21 protein-coding genes are annotated in these 23,904 nt (G+C 65.9%); 14 read left to right on the top strand and 7 right to left on the bottom strand.

Features of this window, described 5'->3' with window-relative positions; translation table 11 throughout:
- Positions 1 to 8 precede the first annotated feature (8 nt).
- On the top strand, positions 9 to 863 hold the full coding sequence (locus ABRP34_RS06805; protein ID WP_353712671.1) for a polyphosphate kinase 2 family protein: 855 nt from the start codon (positions 9 to 11) through the stop codon (positions 861 to 863).
- 35 nt (positions 864 to 898) lie between these two features.
- Here ABRP34_RS06805 and ABRP34_RS06800 read toward each other — a convergent pair whose 3' ends face one another.
- Positions 899 to 1,087 (bottom strand): exodeoxyribonuclease VII small subunit, encoded by a 189-nt coding sequence (locus ABRP34_RS06800; RefSeq protein WP_043419692.1) that lies wholly within the window; start codon positions 1,085 to 1,087, stop codon positions 899 to 901.
- Between the two features lie 164 nt (positions 1,088 to 1,251).
- Complete coding sequence (gene xseA, locus ABRP34_RS06795; protein WP_003805205.1) at positions 1,252 to 2,535, bottom strand: exodeoxyribonuclease VII large subunit; 1,284 nt, start codon at positions 2,533 to 2,535, stop codon at positions 1,252 to 1,254.
- 298 nt (positions 2,536 to 2,833) lie between these two features.
- On the opposite strand from xseA, the gene ABRP34_RS06790 reads away from it, so the two are divergent.
- Both ABRP34_RS06790 and ABRP34_RS06785 read left to right on the top strand, forming a co-directional pair.
- Complete coding sequence (locus tag ABRP34_RS06790) at positions 2,834 to 3,682, top strand: hypothetical protein (protein ID WP_353712670.1); 849 nt, start codon at positions 2,834 to 2,836, stop codon at positions 3,680 to 3,682.
- A 40-nt stretch (positions 3,683 to 3,722) separates the two neighbouring features.
- Entirely contained in the window at positions 3,723 to 4,799 is a 1,077-nt protein-coding gene (locus ABRP34_RS06785; protein WP_003805200.1) for a 4-hydroxy-3-methylbut-2-enyl diphosphate reductase, read from the top strand.
- 37 nt (positions 4,800 to 4,836) lie between these two features.
- Here ABRP34_RS06785 and ABRP34_RS06780 read toward each other — a convergent pair whose 3' ends face one another.
- Complete coding sequence (locus tag ABRP34_RS06780; protein WP_353712669.1) at positions 4,837 to 6,147, bottom strand: DNA recombination protein RmuC; 1,311 nt, start codon at positions 6,145 to 6,147, stop codon at positions 4,837 to 4,839.
- A gap of 91 nt (positions 6,148 to 6,238) precedes the next feature.
- Between ABRP34_RS06780 and ychF the strand changes: the two genes are divergently transcribed.
- From ychF to ABRP34_RS06760, 4 genes are all read left to right on the top strand, one after another.
- Positions 6,239 to 7,324, top strand: a complete 1,086-nt coding sequence (gene ychF / locus ABRP34_RS06775) for a redox-regulated ATPase YchF (protein ID WP_111905334.1) — start codon at positions 6,239 to 6,241, stop codon at positions 7,322 to 7,324.
- A 326-nt stretch (positions 7,325 to 7,650) separates the two neighbouring features.
- Positions 7,651 to 9,429 (top strand): ABC transporter family substrate-binding protein, encoded by a 1,779-nt coding sequence (locus tag ABRP34_RS06770; protein ID WP_353712668.1) that lies wholly within the window; start codon positions 7,651 to 7,653, stop codon positions 9,427 to 9,429.
- Between the two features lie 177 nt (positions 9,430 to 9,606).
- Positions 9,607 to 11,148 (top strand): ABC transporter permease, encoded by a 1,542-nt coding sequence (locus ABRP34_RS06765; protein WP_353712667.1) that lies wholly within the window; start codon positions 9,607 to 9,609, stop codon positions 11,146 to 11,148.
- A gap of 26 nt (positions 11,149 to 11,174) precedes the next feature.
- A complete protein-coding gene (locus ABRP34_RS06760; protein WP_353713321.1) occupies positions 11,175 to 12,278 on the top strand; it encodes an ABC transporter permease in 1,104 nt (367 codons plus the stop codon).
- A 43-nt stretch (positions 12,279 to 12,321) separates the two neighbouring features.
- On the opposite strand, the gene ABRP34_RS06755 is transcribed toward ABRP34_RS06760, so the two are convergent.
- Positions 12,322 to 12,951: a PH domain-containing protein gene (locus ABRP34_RS06755; RefSeq protein WP_353712666.1), complete on the bottom strand. Its 630-nt coding sequence runs from the start codon at positions 12,949 to 12,951 to the stop codon at positions 12,322 to 12,324.
- Between the two features lie 79 nt (positions 12,952 to 13,030).
- On the opposite strand from ABRP34_RS06755, the gene ABRP34_RS06750 reads away from it, so the two are divergent.
- Entirely contained in the window at positions 13,031 to 14,905 is a 1,875-nt protein-coding gene (locus ABRP34_RS06750; protein WP_353712665.1) for an ABC transporter ATP-binding protein, read from the top strand.
- A gap of 70 nt (positions 14,906 to 14,975) precedes the next feature.
- Here the strand turns inward: ABRP34_RS06750 and ABRP34_RS06745 are convergent, their stop codons facing one another.
- The gene (locus ABRP34_RS06745; protein ID WP_353712664.1) at positions 14,976 to 15,818 is read right to left on the bottom strand and encodes an SGNH/GDSL hydrolase family protein; all 843 of its coding nucleotides are present in this window, start codon (positions 15,816 to 15,818) and stop codon (positions 14,976 to 14,978) included.
- A 272-nt stretch (positions 15,819 to 16,090) separates the two neighbouring features.
- Here ABRP34_RS06745 and typA point away from each other — a divergent pair, with 272 nt between their 5' ends.
- Both typA and ABRP34_RS06735 read left to right on the top strand, forming a co-directional pair.
- The gene (gene typA, locus ABRP34_RS06740) at positions 16,091 to 18,019 is read left to right on the top strand and encodes a translational GTPase TypA (RefSeq protein WP_003805173.1); all 1,929 of its coding nucleotides are present in this window, start codon (positions 16,091 to 16,093) and stop codon (positions 18,017 to 18,019) included.
- Positions 18,020 to 18,047: 28 nt separating this feature from the next.
- Positions 18,048 to 18,458 (top strand): hypothetical protein, encoded by a 411-nt coding sequence (locus tag ABRP34_RS06735; protein ID WP_353712663.1) that lies wholly within the window; start codon positions 18,048 to 18,050, stop codon positions 18,456 to 18,458.
- Here ABRP34_RS06735 and ABRP34_RS06730 read toward each other — a convergent pair.
- Positions 18,455 to 18,964 carry a helix-turn-helix domain-containing protein gene (locus tag ABRP34_RS06730; RefSeq protein ID WP_003805169.1) on the bottom strand — a complete coding sequence of 170 codons (510 nt, stop codon included), beginning with the start codon at positions 18,962 to 18,964 and terminating at the stop codon, positions 18,455 to 18,457. The genes ABRP34_RS06735 and ABRP34_RS06730 overlap by 4 nt on opposite strands.
- Before the next feature lie 63 nt (positions 18,965 to 19,027).
- Here ABRP34_RS06730 and ABRP34_RS06725 point away from each other — a divergent pair, with 63 nt between their 5' ends.
- Positions 19,028 to 20,326: an MFS transporter gene (locus ABRP34_RS06725; protein WP_353712662.1), complete on the top strand. Its 1,299-nt coding sequence runs from the start codon at positions 19,028 to 19,030 to the stop codon at positions 20,324 to 20,326.
- A gap of 12 nt (positions 20,327 to 20,338) precedes the next feature.
- Here the strand turns inward: ABRP34_RS06725 and ABRP34_RS06720 are convergent, their stop codons facing one another.
- Positions 20,339 to 20,596 (bottom strand): hypothetical protein, encoded by a 258-nt coding sequence (locus tag ABRP34_RS06720; RefSeq protein WP_175305022.1) that lies wholly within the window; start codon positions 20,594 to 20,596, stop codon positions 20,339 to 20,341.
- Positions 20,597 to 20,749: 153 nt separating this feature from the next.
- On the opposite strand from ABRP34_RS06720, the gene fdxA reads away from it, so the two are divergent.
- The 3 genes from fdxA to ABRP34_RS06705 all read left to right on the top strand — a co-directional run bounded on the left by fdxA (position 20,750) and on the right by ABRP34_RS06705 (position 23,818).
- Positions 20,750 to 21,076: a ferredoxin gene (gene fdxA / locus ABRP34_RS06715; RefSeq protein ID WP_026265673.1), complete on the top strand. Its 327-nt coding sequence runs from the start codon at positions 20,750 to 20,752 to the stop codon at positions 21,074 to 21,076.
- Positions 21,077 to 21,089: 13 nt separating this feature from the next.
- Positions 21,090 to 22,229: a succinyldiaminopimelate transaminase gene (dapC, locus tag ABRP34_RS06710; RefSeq protein ID WP_353712661.1), complete on the top strand. Its 1,140-nt coding sequence runs from the start codon at positions 21,090 to 21,092 to the stop codon at positions 22,227 to 22,229.
- Between the two features lie 305 nt (positions 22,230 to 22,534).
- Complete coding sequence (locus tag ABRP34_RS06705) at positions 22,535 to 23,818, top strand: citrate synthase (protein ID WP_003805162.1); 1,284 nt, start codon at positions 22,535 to 22,537, stop codon at positions 23,816 to 23,818.
- Positions 23,819 to 23,904 lie beyond the last annotated feature (86 nt).

Raw genomic sequence — 23,904 nt, 5'->3', positions numbered from 1 at the left:
AGGTCCCCATGGCCGGCGTTGCGGAATTCACGAAGTTCCCTTCCGAATCCTTGAAAGTCGGCAAGGGGTTCAAGCTGGCGGATGTTGATCCGGACACCACCCCGGGTTATCCCGGGAACAAGGCCGACGGCGAGGCCCTCCTTGAGGAGTTGGATGACAAGCTCGCCGAGCTGCAGGAAAAGCTGTTTGCCGAATCCAAGTTTGGCGGCACCAAGCGCGTCCTGCTGATCCTGCAGGGAATGGACACCGCCGGCAAGGGCGGAATCGTGAAGCACGTGCTGGGCGCCATGGATCCGCAGGGCGTACAGTTCAAATCCTTCAAGGCCCCCACCCCAGAGGAACGCGCCTACGACTTTCTCTGGCGTATCGAAAAGGAAGTCCCGGGCGCCGGCATGCTGGGGGTCTTTGACCGGTCACACTACGAGGATGTCCTGATTCACCGGGTCCACCGCTGGGTGGACCCGAAGGAAATCGAACGCCGCTACAAGGCGATCAATGAGTTCGAAGCCCGGCAGGTTGCCGTAGGCACGAAGGTCATCAAGGTCATGCTGCATATCAGCAACGACGAGCAGAAAGAGCGGCTCCTGGCCCGGCTGGACAACCCGGCCAAGCACTGGAAGTACAACACCGAGGACCTGAAACAGCGCGCCTTCTGGGATGACTACATGGCCGCCTACCAGGCAGCCTTCGATGCCACCAACACGGACCACGCGCCCTGGTACGTCGTGCCGGCCAGCAAGAAATGGTATGCGCGCATTGCGGTTCAGCAACTGCTGCTGGAGGGGCTCGGCGAGTTCGATCTGGAGTGGCCCAAGGCCGAGTTCGACGTCGAAGCCGAGCGCCGCCTCGTCGAGCGGTCCTGAACCGGGCTCAATCTGCGGCCAAATCCCCGCCGGCGCTAGCTGTCCTTGCGGGCAGCCGCGAGCCTCTTCCTGGCGCCCTCCAGCCATTCTTCACAGCGCCGCGCCAGTGCCTCGCCCCGTTCCCACAGGGCCAGGGAGTCCTCGAGGCTGGTCCCGCCGGCCTCGAGCTTGGAGACCACGGCCACCAGCTGTTCCCGTGCTTCCTCGTAGCTGAGGGCATCAATGTCCGGAGGAAGCGCCGTGCCCGGCTGTGCTGTGCTGTTCGCAGGCTCCGTGCTGTTCTCTGGCTCTGTGCTGATGGTCGGGTCTGTCATGTTTTCTGGCCTGTCGTGTCGGTGGTGATGTCATGAGGTGCTGGCGCCATGGCCGGCTTAGGGTGCGCCCCGGTTCATGGTGCGCCTGTGGATTCCGCGCCGAACCGCCCGCCGGCCACCCGGACCGAGAGCGCGGCTCCGGCCGGGGCCTGGGCGGGCTGGCGGACCACTGCGCCGCCGGACCCGGAAAGCTGTACCACGGCGTAACCGCGGTCAAGAGTCTGCTGCGGTGACAAGGCCCGGACCTGCGCCTGAAGGTGGACCAGCTGGTCGGAAGCCCTCGTGACGGCGGCGCTGATGGCCGCCGTCGACCGTTGGGCCAGCCGTTCCACATCGTCCGCGCGCGCCGTGATCATACTCTCAGGAGACGCGAGGACAGGACGGGACCGGACTGCCGCCAGACGGTCCGTTTCCCGGGCCACCAGCAGCGTGACGGAGCGGCGCAGCTGGGCCTCAGCCTGCCGGACCCGGGCAAGTTCCTCCGAGACTTCCGGCACGATCCGCTTGGCTGCGTCAGTGGGCGTGGAAGCCCGGAGATCGGCGACGTCGTCCAGGATGGGCCGGTCCGCCTCGTGTCCGATCGCGCTGACCACCGGAGTCACCGCGGCGGCGACCGCGCGGATGAGTTCCTCGCTGCTGAACGGCAGCAGGTCCTCCAGCGCTCCGCCACCGCGGGCGATCACGATGACGTCGACCTCGGGACGGGCATCGAGTTCGCGCAACGCCCTGACCATCTGGGATACGGCAGTGTTGCCCTGCACTGCAACTTCGCGGATCTCGAACTCAACTGCCGGCCAGCGCAGGGCCGCGTTGCGCAGCACGTCCTTCTTGGCATCGGAGTCGCGGCCGGTGATGAGACCGATCCGGTGGGGGAGCAGCGGAAGGCGCTTTTTCCGCGACTCGGCAAACAGCCCTTCCGCGGCCAGGGCGTGGCGCAGCCGTTCTATCCGTGCGAGGAGATCACCCAGTCCAACGGGGCGGATGTCCTTCACGGACATGTTCAGGCGCCCGGTCTTCATCCAGAACTCAGCCTTCAGCAGGGCAACCACCCGGCTTCCGCGTTCAAGCGGTGCCTCCTGGCGGTCGAGCAGCTTGGACCAGATGGAAGCCGGCAGGGAGATCTCGGCGTCAACATCCCGGAGGGTGAGGAAGGCACTGCCGCCGCGCCGGTTCAGTTCGATGACCTGCCCTTCTACCCAGGCTGCCGGTGCCCGATCGATGTGGGTCTTGAGCTTCTGGGAGAGCAACTGCAGCGGCCAGGGGTTGTCCGGGCTCGTGTCGGCGGCAGTGGCCGGCACCGTGCTGGGGCCGGCTGCCGGGGCCGTGCCGGGTACAGGGACGGTGGCGTTTTCAGCCATGTGCAGCCCCGGTGGCGGCGAATGCCAGTTGCATGGTCGCGGTCCTTTGCCTGTGGATGGTGCGTGCGCGGTGGGTTAATCCACTCTATCCAAAGCTGTATCACCCGGCTCCGACATTGTTGACAGCGTGGCATAGCTGACAAGCCGGAATTGCCGGTGGCCCGACGATTTGGATCGTCCTGCTTTTTCGATCGGCTGCCTACTTTTTCGATCATGCGACGGCGCACCTAGGATGGCAGTGTCCTGCTGACCAGCCGGGCATCCGACCAGCCGAGAAACCCCACCAGCTAGGAATCCCTTGCGCTCATTTCTTGCGGCCTTGGCCGTCATCCTTGGTCTTCTCCTCTCCGCCGCCGCGGTTCCGGCCATCTGGGTGGACCGCAACATCGTGCAGGAGGATGGCTTCGTTGCCTTGGCTGCACCACTGGGCAAGGATCCGGATTTCCAGAAGCGCCTGGCAACGGCCGCCGTGAGCAGCATTGATACCGGCGGCACCCTCCCGCCGCAGGTGGCCGCACTGGTCCGGCCGGTGCTGGAAAAGGCGGCAACCTCCCTCACTGGCCTGCCCGAATACCCGGCTGCCTGGGAAGAAACACTGCGGAAGAGCCACCGCCTCAACTTCGCCGACCCGGCGTCCCTTCCGCCTGAAGCGGATTCCGGCACCTCGTTGACCCTGGATGTGGCCCCGCTCGTCGCCCTTGCGGCCAAGCAGATTTCCAGCCAGGTGGGTGTGCCGCTGGAGGCCCCGGGCCAGACGCTGGTGAACATCGGACAGACGAACCAGCGGCAGCTCATTGACCGGGTTTCCGCATACTCTCCGCTGGGATACAGCCTGGCCGTCGGTGCCGGCGTGGCGTTTCTCCTGGCGCTCGTGACGGCCCGCCGGCGGTGGAAAGTCCTGGCCGGCATTGGAGCGGGCGCACTCGCGCTGTCCGGACTGTGGACGCTGGCATCCCGCTCGGCCGCCGACGCCGTCATGGGAACCGCGAGCGGAAACGAAATGGCAGACCTGTTCAAGCGCGAGTTCGTGGCGGCTTCAGCTGCCGGGTTTGCGTCGTGGACGCTGGCGGCGGCGATCGTCGGTGCGGCCCTGGTGGCTGCAGGCGTGCTGGCCAGGGTGGTCGGCGGTCCTGCCCGCAGGCGATGAGCCGCCCAGGGGCCTGCCGCCCAGCCGGTAGCATGGAGCAATGACTTCCTCTGCAGTTTCCCTTTCGATGCCAACCGTCCCGCGCCGGCGGCGTTCGCCGGAGGAAGTGCTCGCGGCGGCACCGGTCCCCGGCCCCAAGAAGGTTTTGCTGGCAGCCCCGCGCGGATATTGCGCCGGCGTGGACCGCGCGGTCATCGCGGTCGAAAAGGCACTGCAGCACTACGGACCGCCCGTCTATGTCCGGAAGCAGATCGTCCACAACGTGCACGTGGTCAGCTCCCTGGAGGAACAGGGCGCCATCTTCGTGGACGAAACGGACGAAGTGCCCGAGGGCGCCCTGGTCATATTCTCGGCCCACGGCGTTTCGCCGGCGGTGGTCCAGTCCGCGGAGGACCGCGGGCTGCGGACGATCGATGCGACCTGCCCCCTCGTGACCAAGGTGCACAAGGAGGCCGTCCGCTTCGCCAAGGACGACTTCGACATCCTCCTGATCGGCCATGACGGCCACGAAGAGGTTGAAGGAACGTCCGGCGAGGCCCCCGAGCACATCCAGATCATCAATGGCCCCCATGAGGTGGACAAGGTGACGGTACGGGACCCCGAAAAGGTCATCTGGCTTTCCCAGACCACGCTCAGCGTGGACGAGACCATGGAGACTGTGCGGCTGCTCAAGGATCGCTTCCCCACGCTCCAGGATCCGCCCAGCGACGACATCTGCTACGCCACGACCAACCGCCAGGTGGCCATCAAGAAGATCGCGCCCCAGGCTGATCTGGTGATCGTGGTTGGCTCGGCAAACTCCTCCAACTCCGTGCGCCTCGTCGAAGTGGCACTCGAATACGGCGCCAAGGCGTCGTACCGTGTTGACTTCGCCAACGAGGTGGACGAGTCCTGGTTCGAGGGTGTTGCCACCGTGGGCGTCACCTCAGGCGCGTCCGTCCCGGAGGTCTTGGTCAAGGACGTGCTCCGCCTCCTGGCCGACTACGGATACGACGCCGTCGAGGAGATTGTGACTGCGGAGGAGGACCTCCTCTTCTCCCTGCCCAAGGAGCTCCGCGCCACGCTCAAGGAAGCCGGGGACGTGTCCCGCGCCCTTGGCGGACGCCGTTCGCGCTAGCAGCAGAGCGCGAAACGGCGTCCATCCGGCGGCTCCTTTAGGCGGCGTCCTCTTCCTCCGCGGCCGACCGCGGTTCGCCGGCTGCCAGTTCGACGGCGTCCAGTTCGGCCGCGGCCAGCTCCGCGGCGTGCAGGTCAGCGTACTGCCGTGATTCGCCCTGCAGTTCCGGGGCCGCGGGCGAACGCGGCGTGACCTGCACAGCCGGAGGCGTCACCAGTCCGCTGGCGTCCAGGGCATTCAGTTTCCGCGCCGTGGGAAGCACCCGTGCCTCCAGCGTGCCGACCATCGCGTTGTAGCGGTCCACCGAGGTTTTCAGCGAGGACCCGAGCTTGCCCACGTTGTCCCCGAGCGTGCCCATCCGCTCGTACAGCTGCCGGGCAAGCTCGAAGAGCTCCCGTGCACTGTCCGTCAGAACGTCCTGGCGCCACGTGAACGCCACGGACTTGAGCACCGCGAGCAGCGTGCCGGGGGAAGCCAGCACCACATTCTTGGACAGCGCGTGATCCAGGAGCGCAGGGTCGGCGGACAACGCGGCGGCGAGGATGGACTCGGCCGGGACAAAGCAGACCACCAGTTCGGGCGAGTTCCCTGAAATGTCCCAGTACTTCTTGGTGCTGAGGGCGTCCACATGCGTCTTCAGTGCCTTGGCATGCGCCGCCAGGAGGTTTTGCCGCGCTGCCTGGCTGAGTCCGGGCTTGTCACTGGCCGACTGCCCCAGCTCCTGCGCCTCAAGGTAGGCGGACAGGGGGACCTTGGCGTCGACCACGAGCTGCTTGTCGCCCGGCAGCTGGACCACAAGGTCCGGGCGGACGGCGGCCTCGGCGCCTGATGTGCCGTGGTGCTGCTCATGGAAGTCGACGTGCCTCATCATGCCGGCTGCCTCCACGACCCGGCGCAGCTGCACTTCGCCCCATTGCCCGCGCGCGCTGTTCGACCGGAGCGCCGACTCAAGCGCATGCGTGGACCGCATCAGCTGCTCGTCCGTCAGGCGGGCCTCCTGCAGCTGCTGAGCCAGCTGACCGTACTGTTCCAGCCGGTCACGTTCCAGCAGGGATACCTGCTGCTGCACCGCCGTGAGCTTCTCAGCCACCGGCGCCAGTGCGCGCAGGACGCTGGCGTCCTGCTCACGCGACGTGCCCAACTCCCGGTTCTGGGCGGACAGAAGTTTCCGTTCGGCGTCCGCGGCAGCAAACTGGGCGCTCACCTCCGAAAGGCGGGCCGAAACGCCGTCGAAATCGGCCTCCAGGGCGGTGCTTCGGCGGCGCAGCACCACGTACACCGCGCCCGCGCCGGACACGGCGCCCAGCAACAGCATTAAAAGGGCCAGAATGACTGCAAGAGGTTCCATGCCTTCACTGTGGCACGGGGCTGTGACATTTATTGTGAAGGCAGCACCCGGCGGCACGGGATGCGAGGGCCACCGGGTAGAATCAATGTCCGTGGCTCTTACTATTGGCATCGTCGGACTGCCCAACGTCGGCAAATCAACACTTTTCAACGCACTGACCCGCAACCAGGTCCTGGCCGCGAACTATCCGTTCGCCACCATCGAACCCAATGTCGGCGTCGTGAACCTGCCCGACCCCAGGCTCCAGCAGCTCGCCGGGATCTTCGGCTCGCAGCGCGTACTGCCCGCTGCTGTCTCCTTCGTTGACATCGCAGGCATCGTCAAGGGCGCCTCCGAAGGGGAAGGCCTGGGAAACCAGTTCCTCGCCAACATCCGTGAAGCGGAGGCCATCGCCGAAGTGGTGCGCGTCTTCGATGACCCTGACGTCATCCACGTCGACGGCAAGGTCGACCCCCGCTCGGACATGGAAACCATCAACACCGAGCTGATCCTCGCCGATCTGCAGACCATCGAGAAGGCCATTCCCCGGATCGAAAAAGAGGTCAAGATCAAGAAGCGGGAGGCCGCGGAGCTCGCTGCCATCAAGGCCGCACAGGCGGTGCTGGAGCGCGGCGACACCATCTACTCGTCCGTCACGAGCGACAAGCTGGAGATGGAGCACCTCAAGGAGCTCAGCCTCCTGACGGCCAAGCCCTTCATCTACGTCTTCAACGCGGACGAGGGGATCCTCGGCAGCGAGGAGAAGCAGGCCGAGCTGCGCGCCATGGTTGCGCCGGCCGACTGCATCTTCCTTGACGCCAAGCTCGAGTCCGACCTGGTGGAGCTGGACGAGGCCGAGGCGCGCGAAATGCTCGAAATGAACGGGCAGGACGAATCCGGGCTGGACCAGCTGGCCCGCGTCGGATTCCACACGCTGGGGCTGCAGACCTACCTCACAGCCGGGCCCAAGGAGGCACGCGCGTGGACCATCCACCAGGGCGACACCGCCCCGCAGGCAGCCGGCGTCATCCACTCGGACTTCCAGCGCGGCTTCATTAAGGCTGAGGTTGTCTCCTTCGAGGACCTCATCGACGCCGGCTCCATGGCGGAGGCCAAGTCGCGCGGCAAGGTCCGCATCGAAGGCAAGGAATACGTCATGTCCGACGGCGATGTGGTGGAGTTCCGCTTCAACGTGTGAGTTTCCGCTGAGGTACTCAGTGATTGAGTATTAACGGCGAAAAAGCCCCGGTCCTTTGGACCGGGGCTTTTTCTGTGATTGGCCCCCTACCCTCCGTGCAACACGGCGTCAAGGAAAAAGAGCGCTGGCTTTTCGTCCGGCAACAGGTTGGTTGCATCTCGATAACAACCTTTACTGAGGGACAACTTTCGGACCGCAGGCGCCGCGTTCGGGTCTAGGCTACTTGTCATGTGAGACTCGCCACATCTCACTGGGGGGATGTAGCGGGTCTGGCCGGCGCCCACAGCGAAGGTCTTTTCCACACTCACAGAAACATAGGAGGCGGAATGCGATTCAGTCGTATTTCCAAAGCAGTAGGCGTTGCAGCCGCGGCTGCACTGGCGCTCAGCGCCTGCGCGAGCACCAATGGCGGGACAACCCCGTCCAGCAATGCGGCCGGCAAACAGGGGGGAACAGCCACTGTAGTTGAGGTCAACGCGTTCAACACCTTCAACCCGAACACGGCCGACGGCAACACTGACATCAACTCAAAGGTCAGCTACGCCACACACTCCGGGTTTTATTACATCGACAACCAGCTGAACATCGTCCACAACGACAAGTTCGGCAAGATGGAAAAGACGTCTGACGATCCGCTGACCGTCAAGTACACCATCAACGAAGGTGTGAAGTGGTCGGACGGCACGCCCGTCACCGCAGCGGACCTGCTCCTGCAGTGGGCAGCCTTCTCCGGGTACTACAACGACGCCGACGCCGAGGGCAAGGCGGGAACATCCTACTTCTCCTACGCCGGCGACCCCACTGGTCTCGCGCTCACCGACTTCCCCGAAATCGGCGACAACAACCGCTCCATGACCATTAAGTACTCCAAGCCGTTCGCCGACTGGGAGATCGCGCTGGGCGGCCCGGGCATTGATATCCCGGCGCACGTCCTGGCCAAGAAGGCCGGCCTGGCCGACACGCAGGCGTTCATCGACCACCTCAAGAGCCTGCCCCGCGGCGACTCCAAGGCGCCCAAGGCCGCCGATGCCAAGCTCAAGGCCATGTCCGACATGTGGAACACCGGCTTCGACTCCAAGACCCTGCCGAGCGATCCGAGCCTGTTCCTGTCCAACGGCCCGTTCGTTGTCCAGAGCATCAACCAGGACCAGTCCTTGACCATGGTCCGCAACAAGGACTACAACTGGGGCCCCGAGGCCAAGCTGGACGAGATCACGGTCCGCTACATCGGTTCCTCCCCGGCACAGGTCCAGGCGCTGAAGAACGGCGAAGCGGACATCATCGCTCCGCAGGCGTCGGCTGACACGCTCGAACAGCTCAAGGCACTCGAGAGCCAGGGCGTCACGGTGGAACAGGGCAACCAGCTCTCCTACGACCACATCGACCTGAACTACTCGGGACCCTTCGCCGACAAGAATGTCCGCGAGGCATTCCTAAAGACGGTTCCGCGCAAGGACATCGTGGACAAGATCATCAAGAAGCTCGATCCGGAGGCAAAGCCCCTGGACTCGCAGCTGTTCGTTCCCGCGCAGCCGGCCTACGAAGCCTCCGCGCAGGACAACGGCTCCTCGGCCTACCAGGACGCCGATGTTGATGGCGCCAAGAAGCTCCTCAACGGTGCGACCCCCGAGGTCCGCATCATGTACAACAAGGACAACCCGAACCGTGTGGACGCGTTCTCGCTCATCCGCGAGTCCGCAACCAAGGCCGGCTTCAAGATCGTCGACGGCGGACTTGGCGCCTCTGACTGGGGCAAGGCCCTCGGCAAGGGCGGCTACGATGCCACGATCTTCGGCTGGATCAACCCGGGCGTCGGAGTTTCCGGCGTGCCGCAGATCTTCCGCTCCGGCAACGGTTCCAACTTCAACAAGTTCAGCGATCCTGAAGCCGACAAGCTCATGGACGAACTTATTGTGACGACTGACCGCAGCAAGCAGGATGAACTGACCAAGCAGATCGACAAGAAGATCTGGGACTCGGCATACGGCCTCCCGCTGTTCCAGTCCGTTGGTGTTGACGCCTACAGCGACCGCATCACCGGCGTGAAGTTCATGCCGAACCAGACGGGCGTCTGGTGGAACTTCTGGGAGTGGGCCGAGAAGTAAGCCCATGCCGCGAAGTGCAACTAGCTAGGTGAGGCGCCGGGACCAGCACCACGGTCCCGGCGCCTTGCAGCGCCATCTCCCGGCAGTGCCTGTGTTGGCAGCACAAGCAGTAAGGCGCCGCCAAACCTGCGACCGGTCCGGGCAATCCCCGGGCCCGAATCCTGAGGTTCTATCACAATGGTGACCTACATAGTCCGGCGGCTCGTCACCGCCGCACTCATCCTTTTGGGCGCATCCTTCCTGGTGTATCTGCTGACTGCAGCATCAGGCGATCCGCTCGCGGAGTTCCGCGCCAGCAGCGCGCCGAACAAGCAGCAGCTCATGGACTCGAGATCCGCACTGCTGGACCTCGATACGCCTGCGCCCGTGCGGTATTTCAAATGGCTCGGCGGCGCCGCCCAGTGCCTGGTGCCCTTCACCGGCTCCTGCAATCTCGGCAAGAACATCGCCGGCCAGCCCATCACGGACGCCCTCGGCCATGCACTCATTCAGACGCTGACACTCGTCACCGGGGCAACCGTTCTTGCCATTCTCGTGGGCATCACGCTGGGCATCATCACCGCCCTGCGCCAGTACAGCACACTGGATTACGGCGTGACCTTCATGGCTTTCCTCTTCTTCTCCCTGCCGATCTTCTGGGTCGCTGTCCTGCTCAAGGAATTCGGCGCCATCGGCTTCAACAACTTCCTCCGCAACCCGGAGATACCCCTGCCGGTCTCACTCGGCGTCGGTGCCGTCTTCGGCGCCGTGGCGGTGATCGTGGCCGGTGGCGACGCCAGGCGCAGGGCACTTATCGGCGGCATCGTCTTCGCCGCAGTCGCCGCGATCCTCATCTACTTCTCCGTTACCCAGTGGTTCAAGACACCCGGCCTGGGCCCGGTGGTCATCGCCATAGCCGGGGTGGGCATCGCCTTTGCCGTGACCCTGCTGACCGCAGGGCTGCGGAACCGCAAAGCGCTGCAGTCCGCCCTGATCGCCGTGGGCGCGGGAGTGGTTCTCTACTTCGTGCTCCAGCCGCTGCTGAACCAGGCGACGTTCCTGATGATCGTGCTGCTGGCTGTCGCAGCGGTCCTGGTTGGCATGGCCATCGGCTACTTCATGGGCGGTTACGACCGCGGGCAGTCCATGCGCGCGGCGGCCATCACGTCCTTCCTCCTGGGCTTCCTCATCCTGCTGGACCGTTTCATGCAGGCCTGGCCCGCGTACTTCAACAACAGCAGGGTCCGGGGACGGCCGATCGCCACCATCGGCGCTGGCACGCCGAACATCGAGGGCGACTTCTGGATCCTGGGCATCGACTCGTTCACTCACCTGATCCTGCCCACCACCGCGCTCATCCTCATCTCCCTCGCCGGATACACAAGGTTCACCCGTGCGTCCATGCTGGAAATCATGAACATGGACTACATCCGTACGGCGCGGGCCAAGGGTCTTTCCGAGCGGACTGTCGTCATGCGCCATGCCTTCCGGAACGCCCTGATACCGGTGGCTACCATCGTCGCGTTCGATATCGGCGGCCTGATCGGCGGCGCGGTCATCACCGAGACTGTCTTTTCGGTCCGGGGCATGGGGTTCCTGTTCCTGGACGGCATCCAGCACGTTGACCCGAACCCCGTCATGGGCGTCTTCATTTGCGTCGCCATCACGGCCATGGTGTTCAACCTCATCGCGGACCTCGCCTACTCCGCACTGGATCCACGAGTAAGGGTGAAAGCATGAGCCAGCCCAGTCAGCAGGATGAAATCATGGCGGAGGAGGCCGGCCTGCGGCAGGAAGCTGCAGGCATCGAACCTGTCTCCGAAGCCAGGGGCCTGAGCCAGGGCCAGATTGTCCGCAAGCGGTTCCTTGGCCACTCCGGTGCCATCGTCGGCCTTGCCGTCTTCGCCATCATCTTCGTCATGGCCTTCACGTCCGTGGGCTACGCCGGGATCCCCGGCTGGTGGAAGTACACCCATGAGGCCGTCTCACCGCTGGTCAACGACGGCACTCCCACGGCTTCACTGTGGCCCCTGGCCTGGGGGGAGCATCCCTTCGGCCAGGACCGGATCGGACGAGACCTGTTCGCCATGACCATGCGCGGCGCCCAGCAGTCCATCACCATCATGGTGGTCATCGGCCTCATCGCCGGCCTCATTGGTGTGGTCGTCGGGGCACTGTCAGGCTATTTCCGGGGCTGGATGGAAGCCGTTCTGATGAGGCTCACCGACGTCATCATCATCGTTCCGGCATTGCTCCTCGCCGCCGTCATGGCCCAGCTGGCAGGACGCCGGGATGAAGGCAGCTGGTTTGCGTCCTTCGCCAGCAGCAACGGTGTCCTCGCCCTTGGCATCTTCCTGGGGCTCATCAGCTGGGTGGGCCTGGCGCGGCTCATGCGCGGCGAGTTCCTCACCCTGAGGGAGCGCGAGTTTGTTGATGCGGCGCGGATTTCCGGGGCCAGCAACGCCCGGATCATCTTCAAGCACATCCTGCCCAATGCGGTGGGCGTCCTGATCGTCAACGTCACCCTGACCATGTCGGCGGCGATCCTTACCGAAACGGCCCTCAGCTACCTCGGCGTCGGCGTCAAGTCCCCGGACACCTCCCTGGGCCTGCTCATCTCCCAGAACCAGGAAGCCTTCGCTACCCGCCCCTGGCTGTTCTGGTTCCCCGGCCTGTTCATCGTCCTCATCTGCCTCAGCATCAACTTCATCGGCGACGGCCTGCGGGACGCCTTTGACCCGCGGCAAAAGAAGTTCAACGCCAAGAAGGCCAGGGACGCCGGGCCAACACTGCCGGAGGCGACGCCGGTGGCGGCGCTGGACAGCAGGGCAGATGATGGCCGGACCGCCGGCGGGGACAGGGGAGCCTGAGGTGCTGCTGCGACGCCGCGGGCGGGCGCAGCGTGCTTCCTGCCTACAGGACGGCCACGCTCCAGTAGCTGAGCCCGAGAAGGACCAGGGCGGCGGCGGCCTCGCGCCAGCGGAACTTCACGCTCACCGGAGTGGTCTCGGCTGCTCCGGCATCAAGGAGTCCCGATTCGACCAGCTGCTGCCAGCGTCCACGGACCAGCTGCGCGGCCTGTCCCGAGTCGGTGCTCTTGAGGTCGCCGGGGCGGACGGAGTTCCCCGGCCCGTACGTGCTGTCCGGCAGTCCCCGGAGGTCCTCGGGGCGGGCGTTGCGTCCGCCCCAGATGCCGGGGGCGGGGGCTGCCCAGGCCCCGTAGCTTCGGCCGGGCGTGACGAGGGTCAGCGCGTACCGGGTGTCCACCTGCACGAGCGCCGCCCACGGGACCGTGACGGCGCGGAACGGGTTCTCGATGGTGACCCCGGCGTCGTGGACCACCACCGCCGGACGCCAGAACAGCAGCCAGCCCAGATAGGCGATAAGCAGCAGCGGCCCGGCACCGGCCAGGGCGGGGACTCCGCCCGCCACAACGAGGCCGGCCAGCCCGGCGGCAGCCACGAACCACGAGAATCCGGCAAACCATTTGTTGGTGCGCGCTTTGAAGATTGCGGCGTTCCCGGCATGCGGCACAGTGCTCATGCCCCCAATAATTCAGTATTCCCGGCCGCAGCACTAATCTCAGCTGCTCCGCTGGCCCGGGTGGAAGGAAAACCCCAACATGTCTGACTACATCAGTCCTGACCGTCCGGCGTCGGACCCGCTGGAGCCGGGCTCCATGGAGCCCGGCTCCGGGAGGCGAAGGGCAGACGGGAAGGGCTCCGTCGTCCTGGAAGTGCGCGACCTCAGCGTCGACTTTGGCGTGGAAAAGAAGTGGGTGCCGGCCGCCGTCGGCCTCAATTATGAGGTCCGCGCCGGCGAGGTCCTGGCCATCGTGGGCGAGTCCGGTTCGGGCAAAAGCGCCAGTTCCATGGCGCTCCTGGGCCTGTTGCCCGGCAACAGCCGGGTGTCCGGCAGCGTAAGGCTCTCCGGCAAGGAACTGCTGGGCGAGGATGCCGCCAACATCCGCAGCGTCCGGGGCAAGGACGTGGCCGTCATCTTCCAGGAGCCCATGACGGCGCTGAACCCGGTGTACACAGTGGGCGCGCAGATCGTCGAGACGGTGCGCCTGCACAACGAAGTGTCACCGGACCAGGCCAAGGAGCGCGCCCTGCGGATGCTGGAGCTCGTGGAGCTGCCGGACCCGGTGAAGGCATTCAAGTCCTATCCGCACCAGCTCTCCGGCGGCCAGCGGCAGCGTGCCATGATCGCCCAGTCGCTGTCCTGCGATCCCAAGCTGCTGATCGCTGACGAGCCCACCACTGCCCTGGACGTCACGGTGCAGGCGGAGATCCTGGACCTGATGCGGAACCTTCGCAACAAGCTGGACAGTGCCATCGTCCTGATCACCCACGACATGGGCGTCGTGGCGGACCTCGCCGACCGGATCGCCGTCATGCGCAAGGGCTTGATCGTGGAGACCGGCACCGCAGAGCAGATCTTCCACAATCCCCAGCACCCGTACACGCAGGCGCTGCTCGCGGCCGTGCCGCACCTCGGTCAGGGCGGAACGGACGCCGCACCGGACGTGGACGTGACTGCAGCGCTGGCCGCTGCCACCCACGCAGAGCTCGACTCCGTGGACCACGCGGAACTGGTCCGCCGCGAGCGGGAGAACGCGGCGGCCCTGGCAGCCGCCGAATCCAGGGGGCCCGTGGGCGAACCGGTCCTGGAGCTGACCGACGTCGCCATTGAGTACCCGAAGCAGGGCCGCGTACCGGCCTTCCGCGCCGTCGAGGGAGCCAACCTGACCATCCATCCCGGGCAGGTGGTGGGCCTCGTGGGGGAGTCGGGGTCGGGCAAGACCACCATCGGGCGCGCCGCCGTCGGACTGCTGCCGGTGGCGGCCGGAACGATGCGCGTGGTGGGCGAGGACATTTCCGCCGCGAAGAAGAACGGCAAGCAGCTGCACCAGGTGCGGCGCCACATCGGCATGGTCTTCCAGGACCCGTCCTCGTCCCTGAACCCGAGACTGCCCATCGGCGAAAGCATCGGCGAGCCCATGTACCTTGCCGGCGTGGCGAAGGGCGCCGACCTGCAGAAGCGCATCGAGGCACTGCTGGACCAGGTGGAGCTGCCGCGGAACTACCGGAACCGGTACCCGCACGAGCTGTCCGGCGGCCAGAAACAGCGTGTCGGCATTGCCCGGGCACTCTCGCTCAAGCCGAAGCTGATGGTGGCAGACGAGCCGACGTCTGCGCTCGACGTGTCGGTGCAGGCCAAGGTCCTGGAGCTGTTCCAGAACCTCCAGCGCGAGCTCGGGTTCGCCTGCCTTTTCGTCACCCACGACCTCGCCGTCGTGGACGTGCTGGCGGACCACATCTGCGTCATGCAGCGCGGCCGGATCGTGGAGCAGGGCACCCGCGACCAGATCCTGCGCAACCCGCAGGAGGCCTACACGCAGCGGCTGCTCGCCGCCGTGCCGCTGCCGGATCCGGAAAAGCAGCGCGAGCGCCGGGAATTGCGCGCCCAGCTGCTGGCTACCGGAACGGAGTAAGCGGGCAATAGCAAGGGAGCCGGTGGCCGCCTGATGGCGGCCACCGGCTCCCTTGCTTGCTGAAAGACCCCTAGGAAAGCCGCAGCCCCAGCTTCGCGAGCCTGTCACCCAGCAGCTCACCCAGGGCGCGGTGCCCCTCGCCGTTCATGTGGACGCTGTCCTTCAGCTGCGACTCCAGCCCGTAACGGGTGAGCCAGTCCCCGACACTGACAAACGGGATGCCGTGGTCCGCGGCGACAGTCCCCAGCAGGGCGTCAACCTCGGCCCGCCGGGCGCCGCCGTGGTCCGCTCCCTTGCCCAGGGTTCCCACCAAGGCCAGCTTCGCGCCCGGGTACCGCTGCTTGATCGTCGTGATAAGCCGGTCGGCGTTTTCCGAGATCTGCTCGTTGCTCGCCCCTTGCTTCGCGTCGTTTCCGCCGCCCTCGATGAGCACCAGCGGGGGGAAGCCGTAGGGCAGGTGCCAGTCGCCGCGCTGCAGCGCATCCACGTAGTTGCCCGTGGTGCCGTTGGAGGCCACGAAGCCGGTGCCGCCCTTGCCGCAGAAGAAAACGTCGTAGCCCAGCCCCGTGAGGGCCCGGCGCGGCCAGCTGGCCTGAGGTTCGGACTGCGAGTCGCCGATCAGCAGCGCGGTGTGGGCGATGTTGCCCACGATGACCTCGTCCCGCCCGTTGGCCGGATTGCGGTACAGCGCTCCGGCCGGAAGGCTGGCGGGGTCGACGGCGGCGCCCAGATCGCTCACGACCGCCGAACCGGCGGCCACGGCCTCACCGGGGGCGGCCACCGGGGCGGCGGCACGAGGCGCCGCCGATCCGGCACCGGACGCCGGCTCCGTTGCTGCGCCGCAGCCCGCCAAAAACACGCTGGCGGCGATGACCGGACCAATCAGGAGGGCCCGCGTCGAGGCTTGTAACATCCGTGGACTCCTGGCCTGTTCGTAAGTGGTCTAGCAATAGTGGTGGATCACTTTCGGAAAAGCCAGTGATTTTGCTCACATGACGTGGGGCTGGATTCACGATTTGGTAACGGGCGCGGGGAAGGGCGGAAGTACCCGTTTTAGGCCAATAAATGGCTCAGCGTTTAGACTGGCAGTAGGTGCCCTGTGTTAAGGGTCTGATCCGTCGTGCGTTCCGGTTGGAAATGTCGCGATACAACAGCTGACTTCACCACTGAATCGAGCAATAACGCATGTCTGAAACCACCACCAACACCGCGGTAGCAACTGCAGTTCGCAGTGACCTGCGCAACGTCGCGATTGTGGCCCACGTTGACCACGGCAAGACCACCCTCGTGGACGCCATGCTCAAGCAGACCAACTCCTTTGCCGAGCACAACCACCTCGAAGACCGCGTCATGGACTCCGGTGACCTGGAGCGCGAAAAGGGCATCACCATCCTGGCCAAGAACACCACGGTGGCCTACAACGGACCGTCCTCCAACGGCGAGACCATCACCATCAACGTCATCGACACCCCCGGCCACGCCGACTTCGGCGGCGAAGTGGAGCGCGGGCTGTCCATGGTGGACGGCGTCGTTCTCCTCGTGGATGCGTCTGAGGGCCCGCTGCCCCAGACCCGCTTCGTCCTCCGCAAGGCCCTCGCCGCGCACCTGCCGGTGATCCTCCTGGTCAACAAGACCGACCGCCCCGATGCCCGCATCGAAGAGGTCGTCCACGAGTCCATGGACCTGCTCCTGGGCCTGGCCTCCGACCTTGCCGATGAGGTTCCGGACCTTGACCTGGACAAGATTCTCAACGTCCCCGTGGTCTACGCCGCCGCAAAGGTAGGCCGCGCTTCCCTCGAACAGCCCGCCGACGGCACTGCCCCGGAGAACGAGGACCTCGAGCCGCTCTTCAGCGCCATCATCGAGCACATCCCCGCGCCGACCTACAACCCCGAAGGCGTCCTGCAGGCACACGTCACCAACCTGGACGCCTCCCCGTTCCTGGGCCGCCTCGCACTGCTGCGCATCTACAACGGCACTCTTCGCAAGGGCCAGCAGGTTGCCTGGGCCCGCGCCAACGGCGAGCTCAAGACCGTCAAGATCACCGAACTCCTCGCCACCAAGGCGCTTGAGCGCGTTCCGGCCGAGTCCGCCGGCCCGGGCGAAATCGTCGCCGTTGCCGGCATCGAGGAGATCACCATCGGTGAGACCCTGACCGACGTCGAGAACCCCCAGCCGCTGCCCCTGATCACCGTTGACGATCCCGCGATCTCAATGACCATCGGTATCAACACGTCCCCGCTGGCCGGCAAGGTCAAGGGCGCCAAGGTCACGGCCCGCCAGGTCAAGGACCGCCTGGACAAGGAACTCATCGGTAACGTCTCCATCAAGGTTCTCCCCACCGAGCGTCCGGATGCCTGGGAAGTCCAGGGCCGCGGCGAGCTCGCGCTGGCCATCCTCGTGGAGCAGATGCGGCGTGAAGGCTTCGAGCTAACCGTCGGCAAGCCCCAGGTGGTCACCAAGACCATCGACGGCAAGGTCCACGAGCCGATGGAGCACATGACCATCGACGTGCCCGAAGAGTACCTCGGTGCCGTCACCCAGCTCATGGCAGCACGCAAGGGCCGCATGACCAACATGGCCAACCACGGCACCGGCTGGTGCCGCATGGAGTTCATCGTTCCCGCCCGTGGCCTGATCGGCTTCCGCACCAAGTTCCTCACGGACACCCGCGGCGCCGGCATCGCCGCGTCCATCGCCGAGGGCTACGAGCCCTGGGCCGGCCCCATCGAATACCGCACCAACGGTTCCATGGTGGCCGACCGCGCCGGCGTGGTGACCCCGTTCGCCATGATCAACCTGCAGGAACGCGGTTCCTTCTTCGTCAAGCCGACCTCCGAGGTCTACGAAGGCATGATCGTGGGCGAAAACTCCCGCGCAGACGACATGGACGTCAACATCACGAAGGAAAAGAAGCTCACCAACATGCGTGCGGCTTCCTCCGACAGCTTCGAGAACCTCACGCCCCCGCGCGAGCTCACCCTCGAAGAGTCCCTCGAATTCGCCCGCGAAGACGAGTGCGTCGAGGTCACGCCGGAGGACATCCGCATCCGCAAGGTCATCCTCGACTCCAACGAGCGTGCCAAGGCCAACCGCGCCCGCGCCAAGGCATAACGTCACCCTCCCGCAGGGGACTGCCAGCGTGAACAGAAGAGCTGCCGGCATGGCAGGCGGCCTGGCCGCCGCCGTGCCGGCAGCTCTTTTTGCTGCCTTCGCCGGAACCGCGCTCCACCGCCAGGAATTCGCGGCCGGTGCTGCGCTGCCGCTGGGGGCCGTCGCGGCCCTGCTGCTCCTGGCGTCGCTTCAGCTGTTCCTCGGGGCGGCGTTCCGGACACTGATTCCGACGGCGGTGTGCGGCGGTCTCTGTTACGCCCTGGCCGGCTGGTGGTCAGGGATGGAGTCCGGCAAGCGGCTGATCGCCGGGGACCTGGCGGGAAGCATCTGGGTCTACGGGACCGTGCTGGTCACCGTCGGAATGCTGGCCTGGTGCCGGCGGTACAGCCGCCCGTCCTCCGGCGGTACAGCCACGGAGGTCCGGCGGCACGGCCGCTAGTCAGCCGTCGGGTCCCGGTGGTGGGCAATCATGAGTGAGGTGGCCTCGCCGTCGTCGTCGGCGGGAAGTGCCATGTACTCTTCGACGATGGCGCGGAGCTTGCCCAGCATTTCCTCCCGCCGGGCGGCGTTGAACTTCACGCCCAGCCGCCACACCTCGATGTCCTCAGGCGGCAGATCCCTGGTCTCCTGCACGAACGTCTCGATGAGGATCGGCGCCACGTTGTCCACCGGCGTGCTCCACGACTTGCGGCTGGCGATGTAGGGAACCTCCGTAGCGCCGCGCCGGCCCTTCCGGCGTTCCTCTGCCAGCAGGAACCCGGTCCGCACCAGGGTCCGGACATGGTGGAGGCTGGAGGCGGGATTGAGGCCGAGCAACTCCGCGATTTCCTTGTTGGTCCGCGACTGGTGCAGGCACAGCCGGAGAATCCTCAGCCGCAGCGGCGAACTCAGCGCGCGGCCCTTGGCCACCAGGTCCGCGTCGTCGCCCTCCGGCGGGTGGTTCATAGACGCAAGTGTAACGAGCAATAACTGATTGACATATGCCAATCGTCAGCCGAAACTGAAGCCGTGACTGCCGAACCCACTGCCGCGGAGCCAACGGCAGGGCCGCTGTGGCGGGACCGCAACTTCTCCACCTTCTGGGCCGGGCAGGCCCTGGGACAGTTCGGCGCGCAGCTGGGCCAGCTCGCGTTGCCGGTGTTGGCCGTCGTCATGCTCCACGCCTCGGAATTCGAGGTGGGCGTGTTGAACGCCGCAGGCCTGGCGGCGTTCCTGGCGGTCGGGCTGCCGGCCGGGGCCTGGGTGGACCGGTGGCTGAAGCGCAGGACCATGATCACTGCCGATCTGCTGCGGATGGCCGCCATGGCTGCGGTGCCGGTCCTGTGGTGGAGCGGCGGCCTGGAAATCTGGCATCTCTATCTGGTCGCGGGGAGCGTGGGAACGGCAACGGTGTTCTTCGACGTCGCCTACCAGAGCTATGTGCCGGTCCTGGTGGCGTCCCCGCAGGTGAGGGAGGCCAACTCGAAGCTTGAGGCGACGGCGCAGATAGCACGAATCGGCGGACCCGCTGCGGGCGGTGCGCTGCTGGCGGTCGTGTCGGCTCCCGTGCTTTTCGTGGGTGAGGCCGCAGGTTACCTGCTCTCCGCGGTGTTCCTTGCCCGTACCCGTGACTCAGAAGTGCGTGCGCCGGCCGCCGCACGGCGCCCCCTTCCGGTCGAAATACGGGAAGGGCTCTCGTTTGTTGTCCGGCATCCGCTCATCAGCCGGATCGCGGCCTGCACCGGCGGCATGAACTTTTCCGGCATGCTGATGTACACGATGATGCCGCTGCTGGTGCTCCGCAACCTCGGCCTGGGGCCGCAGGGCATGGGCCTGATCATGACCGTGGGCGCCGCAGGCGGGCTGCTGGGCGCAGTGGCGGCGCCGCGGCTTGCCGCCCGGATCGGCGAAGGCACCGTGATTCCCGTGTGCGCCCTGGTCAGTTCGGTCTTTCTGCTGCTGGTGCCGTTTGCGGGCATTGTTCCCGAGCCGGGCGTCGCACTGGCCCTGCTGCTCATCTCGGAGTTCGGGTTTGGCTTCAGCGTCCTGGTGTACAACATCATGCAGCTCACCATGCGCCAGCGGGTTTGCCCGCCACGGCTGCTCGGCCGCATGAACGCGTCCATCCGGTTTGCGGTGTGGGGCGTGATGCCGCTGGCAGCCTTGGCATCGGGGTACCTGGGCGAACACCTTGGCCTGGTGCCCACCATGCTGATCGGAGCGGCCGGCAGCTTCCTGGCCACCGCCCCGGTCCTGTTCTCGCCGTTGCGAAGGATGCGCACTCTTCCGGACGAGGTGCTGGAGTACGGTGCCGCGGACAGGGCCTAGGCCGGGCCGTCGTCAGTCCGCGGCCGGCGGCGTCCGCCGTGAACCACGGCGCGGAGGTGCCGGCGGCACCTGTTTGGCGGCCACCACCCGGTCAAGGGGGATGCCGACGTCGGAAGTCCGGGTTCGCACGGTGCACTCACTTTCGCCGCACCCCAGGAGGTCTCCCAGTGCGTCCGTGAAGCCGCCGTCGATCCTGTAGCGCACCACCACGCGCGTTCCGGCCGGGGCCGTGGCCAGGAACTGCCGGGGTGCTGATGGTGTCGGACTCACCTGTCCATCGTAAGACGCGTCCGGAGTGTGACGCGCCCGCTTCGTTCGCGGGACGGGCCTGGGAGATAATAGGCTCTGAAGTGGACAGCCCGGCATGCAGGCCGGATGCAGCAACCGGCCAGCCGCCGGAATCAACGTGGAGAGGCAAGGGACGTGACGTACGTAATCGCGCAGCCGTGTGTAGATGTTAAGGACAAGGCATGCATTGAGGAGTGCCCCGTCGATTGCATCTACGAAGGCGAACGCTCCCTCTATATCCATCCCGATGAGTGCGTCGACTGTGGCGCCTGCGAGCCCGTCTGCCCGGTGGAAGCCATCTACTACGAGGATGACACCCCTGAGGAATGGGCCGACTACTACAAGGCGAACGTCGAGTTCTTTGACGACCTCGGTTCCCCGGGCGGCGCCGCCAAGGTGGGCAACACCGGCAAGGACCACCCGATGATTGCAGCGCTCCCGCCGCAGAACCAGGACCACTGAGGCGGACCCCTTCGTGACTACAGCTGTGCGCAGTTTCGGCCTTAGCCTGCCCGACTACCCGTGGGAAGCGATGGCGCCGTACCTCGCCAAAGCGGCTGAACACCCCGGTGGTGCGGTGAACCTGTCCATCGGCACGCCCGTTGACCCGACGCCGCCGGTCATCCAGGACGCCCTTAAGGCCGCCGCGGATGCGCCCGGTTACCCCACCGTCCATGGCACTCCCGCGCTCCGGGAGGCCATCGCCGGGTGGTTCGCACGCCGCCGCGGCGTGGAAGGGCTCGATCCCCGCGCCGTCATGCCGACCGTGGGTTCCAAGGAACTCGTGGCCTGGCTGCCGTTCCTGCTGGGCCTCAAGCCGGGCGACGTCGTCGTCCGGCCTACCGTCGCCTATCCGACCTACGACATCGGGGCCACATTCGCCGGGGCAACGGCGGTGGCGGCTGATGACCTCGACGAACTGGACGCGGCCACCCGGTCCAGGGTCCGCCTGGTCTGGGTCAACTCCCCGGGCAACCCCACCGGCAGCGTCCGGGACGCAGCATCCCTGAAGAAGATTGTGGACCAGGCCCGCGAAATCGGCGCGCTGGTGGCGTCCGACGAGTGCTATGCCGAGCTTGGCTGGGGGGAGTGGGACCTGCAGCGTGGCGGGCAGGCGGTTCCGAGCATCCTCGATCCGCGCGTCGCCGGTGCTTCCCACGACGGGCTCCTCGCCGTGTACTCGCTGAGCAAGCAGTCCAACCTGGCCGGTTACCGTGCGGCCTTCGTCGCCGGGGATGCGGCCCTGATGGCCAACCTCGTCAACAGCCGCAAGCACGCCGGCATGATCGTGCCGTACCCGGTGCAGGAAGCCATGCGGGTGGCACTCGGAGACGACACGCACGTCCTGGCGCAGAAGGACCTGTACCGCGGACGGCGGGAGCGGCTCCTGCCGGCGCTCGAATCCTTCGGTCTGACCCTGCACGAGTCGGCTGCCGGCCTGTATCTGTGGTGCACCGCGGGCGAAGCCACCTGGGACACCGTGGCACGCCTCGCGGAGCGGGGGATCGTGGTGGGTCCGGGGGTGTTTTACGGCGACGCCGGGCACGGCTATGTGCGCGTGGCGCTCACCGGAAGCGACGAACGGATCGACGCTGCGGTGGCCCGCCTGGCCTAGGCCGGGTCCCCGGGCGTCCCACCGGCGTTGTCATGACGCCTCCGCGGGCCGACTTTTAACCCTCCGGGCGCCGTAACAATGGTGTGACTCGCACCACAACTGGCCTGTTTTGGGGATAATTTGGCGCTCCCGGATTAGTGGCAACCTGCAAGTGGCGGTAGTTTTTTAACTGACTATCAATGGTGGCTTTCTACAAGAAGGCGGCAAGGCCGTTGGAATTCCCGTCTGGGGCGGGACCCCGCGCGGCCCACCTGATGTTGGATCAAGCTTTCTAGAGAGGCCAGACGCCTCATGAAGGGGACTCCATGACTGAGACCACCAGCGCAACCCTGCGCCACGCAGGCGGCGAGCTCGAGCTCCCGCGCATCAAGGTTGTTGAGGGAAACGAAGGCTACGACGTTTCCAAGCTACTGAAGCAGACCGGCGCCGTTGCCTTTGACCCCGGCTTCATGAACACTGCCGCCACGACGTCGGCCATCACCTACATCGACGGCGACGCAGGCATCCTGCGGTACCGCGGCTACCCGATCGAACAGCTGGCCCAGCATTCCAGCTTCCTCGAAGTCTCGTACCTGCTGATCTACGGCAACCTCCCGACGCCGACCGAGCTGGAGGACTTCGACCAGAAGATCCGCCGCCACACCCTGCTGCACGAGGAGCTCAAAGGCTTCTTCGGCGGCTTCCCCCGCGACGCGCACCCGATGCCCGTGCTGTCCTCGGCTGTGTCCGCGCTGTCCACCTTCTACCAGGACTCACTGGACCCGTTCAATGACGAGCAGGTGGAGGTTTCCACCATCCGCCTCATGGCGAAGCTGCCGGTCATTGCCGCCTACGCGCACAAGAAGTCGATCGGGCAGCCGATGCTGTACCCGGACAACTCCATGAACCTTGTGGAGAACTTCCTGCGGCTGAGCTTCGGCCTGCCGGCCGAGCAGTACGAGCTGGACCCGGTAGTGGTCAAGGCCCTGGACCTGCTCCTCATCCTGCACGCGGACCACGAGCAGAACTGCTCCACCTCCACGGTGCGTCTGGTGGGCTCCTCCAACGCCAACCTGTTCGCGTCCGTGTCTGCAGGCATCAACGCCCTGTTCGGCCCCGCCCACGGCGGCGCCAACGAGGCTGTGCTGAAGATGCTCCGCCAGATCCAGGCCGACGGCGTCAAGCCCGAGGACTACATGGAGAAGGTCAAGAACAAGGAGGACGGCGTCCGCCTCATGGGCTTCGGCCACCGGGTCTACAAGAACTACGATCCCCGTGCCAAGATCATCAAGGCCACTGCACACGAAGTGCTCAGCAAGCTCGGCGGCCACGACGAGCTCCTGGACATCGCCATGCGGCTGGAGGAGAAGGCCCTCGGCGACGACTACTTCATCCAGCGCAAGCTGTACCCGAACGTGGACTTCTACACCGGCCTGATCTACAAGGCCATGGGCTTCCCGGAGAAGATGTTCACCGTGCTGTTCGCCATCGGCCGCCTGCCGGGCTGGATTGCCCAGTGGCGCGAAATGATCAACGATCCCAACACCAAGATCGGCCGTCCGCGGCAGCTCTACACAGGAGAGCCCGAGCGGCAGTACCCGGCCCGCTAATCCCCACCGGCTCCCAAACCTCGACGGCGGCCGTCCACCTTCCCGGTGGGCGGCCGCCGTCGGCGTTAACGGCTACGCACGGGACG

The sequence above is a fragment of the Arthrobacter sp. K5 genome (genome assembly GCF_040448525.1).
GTDB classification, from domain to species: Bacteria; Actinomycetota; Actinomycetes; order Actinomycetales; family Micrococcaceae; genus Arthrobacter; species Arthrobacter globiformis.
This window is presented reverse-complemented; position numbering and strand designations above follow the sequence as displayed.

Bases quoted from the DNA above. Each gene is read 5' to 3' on its own strand.
- ABRP34_RS06805 (WP_353712671.1), top strand. From the start codon at position 9: ATGGCCGGCGTTGCGGAATTCACGAAGTTCCCTTCCGAATCCTTGAAA.
- xseA (WP_003805205.1), bottom strand. From the start codon at position 2,535: ATGGCTGAAAACGCCACCGTCCCTGTACCCGGCACGGCCCCGGCAGCC.
- ABRP34_RS06785 (WP_003805200.1), top strand. From the start codon at position 3,723: ATGACTTCCTCTGCAGTTTCCCTTTCGATGCCAACCGTCCCGCGCCGG.
- ABRP34_RS06780 (WP_353712669.1), bottom strand. From the start codon at position 6,147: ATGGAACCTCTTGCAGTCATTCTGGCCCTTTTAATGCTGTTGCTGGGC.
- ABRP34_RS06770 (WP_353712668.1), top strand. From the start codon at position 7,651: ATGCGATTCAGTCGTATTTCCAAAGCAGTAGGCGTTGCAGCCGCGGCT.
- ABRP34_RS06765 (WP_353712667.1), top strand. From the start codon at position 9,607: ATGGTGACCTACATAGTCCGGCGGCTCGTCACCGCCGCACTCATCCTT.
- ABRP34_RS06760 (WP_353713321.1), top strand. From the start codon at position 11,175: ATGGCGGAGGAGGCCGGCCTGCGGCAGGAAGCTGCAGGCATCGAACCT.
- ABRP34_RS06755 (WP_353712666.1), bottom strand. From the start codon at position 12,951: ATGAGCACTGTGCCGCATGCCGGGAACGCCGCAATCTTCAAAGCGCGC.
- ABRP34_RS06750 (WP_353712665.1), top strand. From the start codon at position 13,031: ATGTCTGACTACATCAGTCCTGACCGTCCGGCGTCGGACCCGCTGGAG.
- ABRP34_RS06745 (WP_353712664.1), bottom strand. From the start codon at position 15,818: ATGTTACAAGCCTCGACGCGGGCCCTCCTGATTGGTCCGGTCATCGCC.
- typA (WP_003805173.1), top strand. From the start codon at position 16,091: ATGTCTGAAACCACCACCAACACCGCGGTAGCAACTGCAGTTCGCAGT.
- ABRP34_RS06730 (WP_003805169.1), bottom strand. From the start codon at position 18,964: ATGAACCACCCGCCGGAGGGCGACGACGCGGACCTGGTGGCCAAGGGC.
- ABRP34_RS06705 (WP_003805162.1), top strand. From the start codon at position 22,535: ATGACTGAGACCACCAGCGCAACCCTGCGCCACGCAGGCGGCGAGCTC.